2 protein-coding genes and 1 pseudogene are annotated in these 2,498 nt (G+C 56.8%); all 3 read right to left on the reverse strand.

The annotated features are described in order from the left end of the window. On the reverse strand, nt 1-149 hold a 149-nt coding region (locus tag AC1DM5_RS36410), incomplete at its 3' end, for a ribbon-helix-helix domain-containing protein (protein ID WP_477976922.1). Nucleotides 150-509: 360 nt separating this feature from the next. After that, nucleotides 510-1,047, reverse strand: a pseudogene (locus AC1DM5_RS36415) (OB-fold nucleic acid binding domain-containing protein); the annotation flags it as partial. A gap of 539 nt (nt 1,048-1,586) precedes the next feature. Then, on the reverse strand, nt 1,587-2,498 hold a 912-nt coding region (locus tag AC1DM5_RS36420; RefSeq protein ID WP_477976920.1), incomplete at its 5' end, for an electron transfer flavoprotein-ubiquinone oxidoreductase.

The raw sequence follows: 2,498 nt of genomic DNA on the forward strand, positions 1-2,498 counted from the left end.
ATTCGCTGCTCGTCCCATAACCACGTCCCATAACCACGTCCCGCGACCTGCTCATCAACGAAGCTCTTAAGGTGGTCGGGGAGAGAAATGTTCATTGTGCTCATATGAATACATATAGCTCCAATGGCAAAATTTGGCAAGATTGACATCTTTCTTCTAAGATGGACCTAGACGATGAGCATTGAGCTGAATCGAATTTTTGGCCATTGGTTATTAGCTCCGTCGGCGTGTCTGGCAGCCCGCCCCCCAAGGACCACCGTTCGGCTTTTGGCTGCCTTGGGCCATCCTCCGATTCTGATAACATTCGCTCACAAGGTCCGCCCAGCCGCCTTGATGAGAATCGAACCCACCCGCCTCTGATTAATCACTAAATCATTGAAAACACATGTCTGAGGCGTAACCTAATTTATGGAACTTGTTTAAATCACTGCCTTTGAAGGATGAGGGGTGCCGCGGTCCGATTCCGGTCAAGGAGTGCGTCCTTTGAACAAGCTATCATTCTGAAATCATCAGTGAAAATTCCGAATCTTCACCTTCAGCGTATCGATAGGAAGGGCGGGAACGAAAATATCTCTTGGCTGAACCGCCGGCGCTCGATCCCGCGAATCCGGACTTCCCGGCGATCCGTGGGCGAACTCGTCGCCCCGGCCCGTCGGCAGTTTGAACTCCCCATCACGATCCGCCAAGGCGGATAGGTCGCCCGAGAGATCGAACAGTTGCTGGGCGATGAGGTGCACGACGTCCCCTTCCCGCTGGATGCGGCCGTTGATCGCCATCATGCTTGATCCGAGCACAACGCGTCGGCGTCGCGCGAAGCTTCGGCCAGACGACGACGTTTGCCAGACCGGTCTCGTCCTCGATCGTCAGGAACATCACGCCTTTTGCCGATCCTGGCATTTGACGGACCCGAACGAGGCCCCCGGTCATCAACCACCGGCCATCGCGGGCAGACATGGCTTCACCGCAGGTGACGAGGCTTCGAGCGGCGAGATCCTCGCGCAAGAAAGCGATCGGGTGTTCGCGCAGGGTCAAGCCAGTATGGCTGTGTATACATCCGGCGAAGGCGCGGCCTCATGCGTCGCCTGCAGCAGGCCACGTCGAGAAACAGTACTCAACCGTTGCGCTTGCTGTCTCTTCCTAGTTGATACAAATAGCTCCGTACACTCTCTCCAAGGGATAAAACGATATTCGAGATATCCGTCATGTAGATCAGCGTGCTCATCATGGCTCTCCACCTTCGATGTATCTGCAAGCAGGTTGAAAGGATCGCGATGTCGAGGCAATGGACAGAAACACGGAAGTTTTGGATTATTTTGGTGATCGGTTGGCTATTCCCTGCAGAAGCTGGTGCTCTTGAATGGCTTTCGGACGCTGCGAAGTAGTTGCTGCATTCGTGGCCCCGATAATTGCGAAGAGGCGTCCGTCGCGACGCCTCGCATTTTCGACTGGCAACACTCCCATCGAGATTTGCCGCTTTGCCTTCGGCAGAAAGGCAGTCTCAATAAGTACGTGCTTGATTTCTTGCGTCAGTGCGTCAGTGGAAATTTTTACATCAGCAAATCTGCCAGGAAAGTCCGCGCAGCACATCACATATTCAGATAGACCGGCCCCTCGCCGCCCTGCGGCGGCACCCAGTTGATGTTCTGGTTGGGGTCCTTGATGTCGCAGGTCTTGCAGTGGACGCAGTTCTGGGCGTTGATGACGAAGGTCTCTTCGCCGTCCTTCTCCACCCATTCGTAGACGCCGGCCGGACAGTAGCGGGTTGACGGGCCGGCGTAGATGTCGTGCTCGGACGATTTCTGCAGGGCCATGTCCTTCACCTGGAGATGGACCGGCTGATCCTCCTCATGGTTGGTGTTCGACAGGAAGACGGAGGACAAGCGGTCGAAGGTCAGGACACCGTCGGGCTTCGGATAATCGATCTTCTTGTGCTGTGAAGCCGGCTCCAGCGAGGCTGCGTCGGTCTTGCCGTGACCAAGCGTGCCGAAGAAGGAGAAGCCGAAGAGCTGGTTGGTCCACATGTCGAGACCGCCGAGAGCGACACCCAGGGCCGTGCCGAACTTCGACCAGAGCGGCTTGACGTTGCGCACACGCTTCAGATCCTTGCCGATATCGCTCTTGCGCCAGTCGGTTTCAATCTCGGCCACCTCGTCATTGGCGCGGCCTGATGCAATCGCCTCGGCTATGCGGTCGGCGGCCATCATGCCCGAGAGAACCGCATTGTGGCTGCCCTTGATACGCGGCACGTTGACGAAGCCCGCCGAACAGCCGATCAGCGCGCCGCCCGGGAAGGAGAGCTTCGGCACCGACTGATAGCCGCCCTCGGTGATAGCGCGCGCGCCATAGGAGAGGCGTTTGCCGCCCTCGAACGTGCCGCGGATCGCCGGATGCGTCTTGAAGCGCTGGAATTCCTCGAACGGATAAAGATAGGGGTTCTTGTAATTCAGGTGCACGACGAAACCGACTGCAACCTGATTGTCTTCGAGATGGTAGAGGAA

This window comes from Rhizobium sp. 01T437 (assembly GCF_056398505.1).